This window comes from Flavobacterium sp. (assembly GCF_046155325.1).
Classification (GTDB): Bacteria; Bacteroidota; Bacteroidia; order Flavobacteriales; family Flavobacteriaceae; genus Flavobacterium.
Genome location: NZ_JBJXDQ010000047.1, coordinates 1 through 5,246 on the forward strand (window position 1 = coordinate 1; position 5,246 = coordinate 5,246).

Consider the following 5,246-nt stretch of genomic DNA (forward strand, 5'->3'; position numbering starts at 1 on the left):
TAGCACACCGAATCGTGGATGGCGATGTTCCCGAAAACTTGAAAGACAAAATCGTCTTTTCTTTGGACATGGGCGCTTTGATTGCCGGAGCCAAATACAAAGGTGAATTTGAGGAACGACTAAAATCGGTTGTGAAAGAAGTTACCGCTGCCGAAGGTGATATTGTGCTTTTCATTGACGAAATCCACACACTCGTTGGTGCTGGCGGTGGCGAAGGCGCTATGGATGCTGCAAATATCCTGAAACCCGCTTTGGCGCGTGGCGAATTGCGTGCTATTGGCGCAACCACATTGGACGAATACCAAAAATATTTCGAGAAAGACAAAGCTTTAGAAAGACGTTTCCAAAAAATAATGATTGAAGAACCCGATACCGAAAGTGCCATTTCCATCCTCCGTGGTATTAAAGACAAATACGAAACACACCATAAAGTACAGATAAAAGACGATGCCATAATTGCCGCTGTCGAATTATCGCAGCGCTATATTACCAATCGGTTTTTGCCGGATAAAGCCATCGATTTAATGGATGAAGCGGCATCCAAAATCCGCATGGAAATTAATTCGAAACCCGAGGAACTGGATGTTTTGGATCGAAAAATAATGCAATTGGAAATCGAAATTGCAGCCATTAAACGCGAAAAAGACGAAAGCAAACTCAAAGTTTTGGGAATGGATTTGGCTAACCTGAAAGACGACCGAAACGAAGTCTTCACCAAATGGAAATCAGAGAAAGATGTAGTCGATAATATCCAAGCTGTAAAAACCGAAATCGAAGACTTCAAATACGAAGCCGAACGTGCCGAACGCGAAGGCGATTACGGAAAAGTAGCCGAAATTCGGTATGGAAAAATCAAGGAAGCCCAAGAGCGATTGGATGTTTTCCAAAAACAATTGGTCGAAAATCAATCTGGCGGAAGCTCTTTAATTAAAGAAGAAGTCACCCGCGAAGACATTGCCGAAGTCGTGGCAAAATGGACCGGAATTCCCGTGATGAAAATGCTGCAAGGCGAAAGAGAAAAACTCTTGAAACTCGAAGATGAATTACACAAACGCGTGGTGGGTCAGGAAGAAGCCATCGAAGCCGTGAGCGATGCCGTGAGACGAAGTCGTGCCGGATTACAGGATATGAAAAAACCGGTGGGCACCTTCCTTTTCCTTGGAACAACTGGTGTTGGAAAAACCGAATTGGCAAAAGCCTTGGCAGAATATCTATTCGATGATGAAAATGCAATGACCCGAATTGATATGAGCGAATACCAGGAACGCCATAGTGTAAGCCGATTGGTGGGTGCGCCTCCAGGATATGTGGGTTATGACGAAGGCGGACAATTGACCGAAGCTGTGCGTAGAAAACCGTATTCTGTGATTTTGTTAGACGAAATCGAAAAAGCACATCCCGACACTTTTAACATATTATTGCAAGTTTTGGACGAAGGACGTTTGACGGATAATAAAGGACGTCTTGCCGATTTCAAAAACACGATTATCATTATGACTTCGAATATGGGAAGCCAGATTATACAAGATAAATTCGAAAATCTGAAAGGAAGCATTGAAGCCGCCACCGAAGCTGCCAAAGTGGAAGTTTTGGGCTTGTTGAAACAAACCGTTCGTCCGGAATTCATCAATCGTATAGATGAAATTGTGATGTTTACGCCGTTAAGCAATGCTAATATTACGAAAATCGTGGGTCTGCAACTGAAATCAGTAATCAAAATGCTACTTCAACAAGGCATCACGATGGACGCCACGCCAGAAGCCATTGCCTATTTATCCGAGAAAGGTTATGATCCGCAATTTGGTGCTAGACCCGTAAAACGTGTGATACAAAGAGAGGTGCTGAACCAATTGTCGAAAGAGATTCTGTCAGGAAAAGTGACCGCAGACAGCATAATTTTACTAGATTCTTTTGATGGGGAATTAGTGTTCAGGAATCAGAGTCAAACTGATTTTAAACCTACAATAGCAACTCGAAAAGAAGTACCAAAAGAATTAGGTAAAAATAAATGGCTGCATCCTACTGATGATTTTGGAAAATTGGAAAGAGGAAAGGAAGAATAAATTTCATAAAACCCGCTAGTTAATACGTCAAGAAATAACAATTACTACCAGACAGCATAATTTTACTGGATTCTTTTGATGGGGAATTAGTGTTCAGGAATCAGAGTGAGTTAGTTCATTGATTTTGTCATTGCGAGCGATAGCGTGGCAATCACACTAACAAGGGCAGACGAGTTGAGCAACTTAGTGAGATTGCTTCGTTCCTCGCAATGACAAATAACAGCAAGCAGCAGTCGGGAGATTGGTGTATTTTTTGGAGCAATACGATGGGTTTTTATAATAATTTTAAAAAACTTATTTACACAACTTCATTCGCTTAAAAAAGAACGGTACAGCGGTTTACGCATTAATAGAAAATACTTGGGAAGAAGTAGATAACAAAAACAAAGTTGCTGAAGAATAAAGCATTAATTATCAGTAAAATATAATCATTTTTAAAGTGAAAAACTAGCGTTTCCACTTTTTTTGTTTTTTGTTCTTTGTATTACTTCGATTTGTCACACTTTATCAGGGTTGATATCAAAGATGGTAAGGCAAGAATTTTTATTAAATTAACTGAATATAATTCAAAAATGTCTGGAGGTAATACGCCTCCAACATACTCAACTATAAAAGTAAGCGACAGTTATCCAATTAATCCAGATGGATGGCAAAGCCCTGTTTATACAAAAGCACTTTATAAAGGGACTAAAGCGGCTTATACCTCTATTGATGCAATTGAAAAATCTATAAAAGAAGGAAATACAAATACAGCTGAAAATAAAGGTTGGTAAATTCTTCTTTAGCTGTATTGACTGCCTTCAACACAATTCCTAAACTAAACACAAAAAGCAGTCCCTCTTTAAAAAGTAATTTCTTACTTTTAACCTTTTATTAAATCGCCCCCAAAGAACAATACTTCTACACCGTTAGCAGAGTACATTTCTTTGGCTCAAAATCGAAAGCAGTTTACACCTAACAATTTTTATACCTTAATGGCAGCAGAACAAAAACAAAAATTAGAACAACAACTTTGGAATATCGCCAACACCCTTCGTGGGAAAATGGATGCCGATGATTTTAGAGATTATATATTAGGTTTTATTTTCTACAAGTACCTGAGTACAAAAATGGATTTGTATGCCAATACCATCCTAAAACCAGACGGTTTAACTTTCCAACAAATAGAAGGACATCCTGAGGAAGCTGCATTGATGCACGAAATAAAACAACTCGCCATTGATAAATTGGGCTTTTTCTTGGAACCAGCCGATTTGTTTTCGGAATTAGCACGAAGAGGAAACGCAGGCGGAAAAAACAATTTCATTCTGGGTGATTTAGCCAAAGTACTCACGCACATTGAGCAAAGTACGATGGGTTCTGAAAGCGAAGAAGATTTTGGCAACCTGTTTTCCGACCTCGATTTAACCTCTCATAAACTCGGAAAATCCGAAACCGACAAAAACGAACTCATCGTCAAAGTCTTGGTGCATTTGGATGAAATTGATTTTGATTTAGAAAACACCGACAGCGATGTTCTGGGCGATGCCTACGAATATTTAATAGGACAGTTTGCCAGTGGCGCAGGCAAGAAAGCAGGCGAATTCTATACGCCACAACAAGTAAGCAGCGTTTTGGCTCAACTGGTAACGGTGGGCAAAGACCAACTCAAGAGCGTTTATGACCCAACATGTGGTTCTGGTTCGTTATTGTTGCGTGTAGCCAAAGAAGTAAAAGACGTAAGTGCTTTTTACGGACAGGAAATGAACCCTACGACGTATAACTTATGCCGCATGAATATGATTATGCACGATGTGCATTATAAGCGATTTGATATAAAAAACGAAGATACGCTGGAACGCCCACAGCATTTTGATATGCGTTTTGAAGCCATTGTTGCCAATCCTCCTTTTTCTGCAAATTGGAGTGCCAGTCCCTTGTTTATGAGTGATGACCGTTTCTCTGCTTATGGGAAACTCGCACCAAGCAGCAAAGCCGATTTTGCCTTTGTGCAACACATGGTGCACCAGCTTGCCGATAACGGAACTATGGCAATCGTTCTCCCTCACGGTGTTTTGTTTCGTGGTGGTGCCGAAGGACACATACGGGAATATTTGATAAAGGAAAAGAATTATTTGGATGCCGTGATAGGTTTACCAGCCAATATTTTTTACGGAACCAGTATCCCGACTTGTATTTTGGTTTTGAAGAAAAAGCGTACCGATGCCAAAAGCATTTTATTTATAGATGCCAGCCAACATTTCGAAAAGGTAAAAACCCAAAATGTATTGCGTACCGAAGATATTGACAAAATCATAAGCACTTATGAAAACCGAACCGAAGAAGAAAAATACAGCCATATTGCCGCTTTAAGCGAAGTGGAAACCAACGATTACAACCTGAATATTCCTCGTTATGTAGATACTTTTGAAGAAGAAGATGCTATAGATTTAAAAGCCATAACCAACGAATTACGAGAATTGGCAGACCTTGCTAAAACTACCGATGCAACAATTGAAGGTTTTTGTACAGAATTAGGAATTGAAACCCCATTTTGATATGACCGAAAAATTTCAAAATAAATACCGAATTCCGTCAGCGCGATTAAAAAATTGGGATTATGGTACAAACGGTGCCTATTTCATCACGATTTGCACCCAAAACAGGGATCATTTTTTTGGTGATTTTATGGATTCGGAATTTATAACGTCTGAAATAGGAACGTTAGCCGAAAAATATTGGATGGAAATACCCCAACATTTTCCATATATCGAATTGGGGAATTTTGTGGTAATGCCCAATCACGTTCATGGGATTTTGATTATTGATAAAAACGTTGTAAAGACGTTGCATTGCCCAGTACAGACGTTGCATTGCCCCGTACAGACGTTGCAATGCAACGTCTCTGAAAACGAATCCCCCGTACAGACGTTGCAATGCCCCGTACAGACGTTGCAATGCAACGTCTCTATCCCCAATAAAAACAAACAAATGGCGAATATATCCCCAAAATCAGGGACGATTTCTGCCATTATGCGTTCCTATAAATCGGTGGTAACAAAAAATGCCCGTTTTATCCATGCCGATTTTGGGTGGCAACCCCGATTTCACGATCATATTATTCGCAATGCGCCCGAATGGGAACGCATACAAACCTATATAGAAAACAATCCTATGAATTGGAAAGAAGATAAATTTTATTTA

Annotated in this window: 3 protein-coding genes and 1 pseudogene; all 4 read left to right on the forward strand. The window is 39.8% G+C overall.

Features of this window, described 5'->3' with window-relative positions; translation table 11 throughout:
- Positions 1-1,943 (forward strand): annotated as a pseudogene (locus ACKVOD_RS02985) (ATP-dependent Clp protease ATP-binding subunit); the annotation flags it as partial.
- A gap of 614 nt (positions 1,944-2,557) precedes the next feature.
- Complete coding sequence (locus tag ACKVOD_RS02990; RefSeq protein ID WP_409207996.1) at positions 2,558-2,836, forward strand: hypothetical protein; 279 nt, start codon at positions 2,558-2,560, stop codon at positions 2,834-2,836.
- A gap of 201 nt (positions 2,837-3,037) precedes the next feature.
- Positions 3,038-4,600 (forward strand): type I restriction-modification system subunit M, encoded by a 1,563-nt coding sequence (locus ACKVOD_RS02995; protein WP_409207997.1) that lies wholly within the window; start codon positions 3,038-3,040, stop codon positions 4,598-4,600.
- Position 4,601: 1 nt separating this feature from the next.
- Positions 4,602-5,246 (forward strand): transposase (locus ACKVOD_RS03000; protein WP_409207998.1); only part of this gene is annotated, 645 nt, incomplete at its 3' end.

Coding starts and splice junctions, on each gene's coding strand:
- ACKVOD_RS02995 (WP_409207997.1), top strand. CDS start 3,038: ATGGCAGCAGAACAAAAACAAAAATTAGAACAACAACTTTGGAATATC.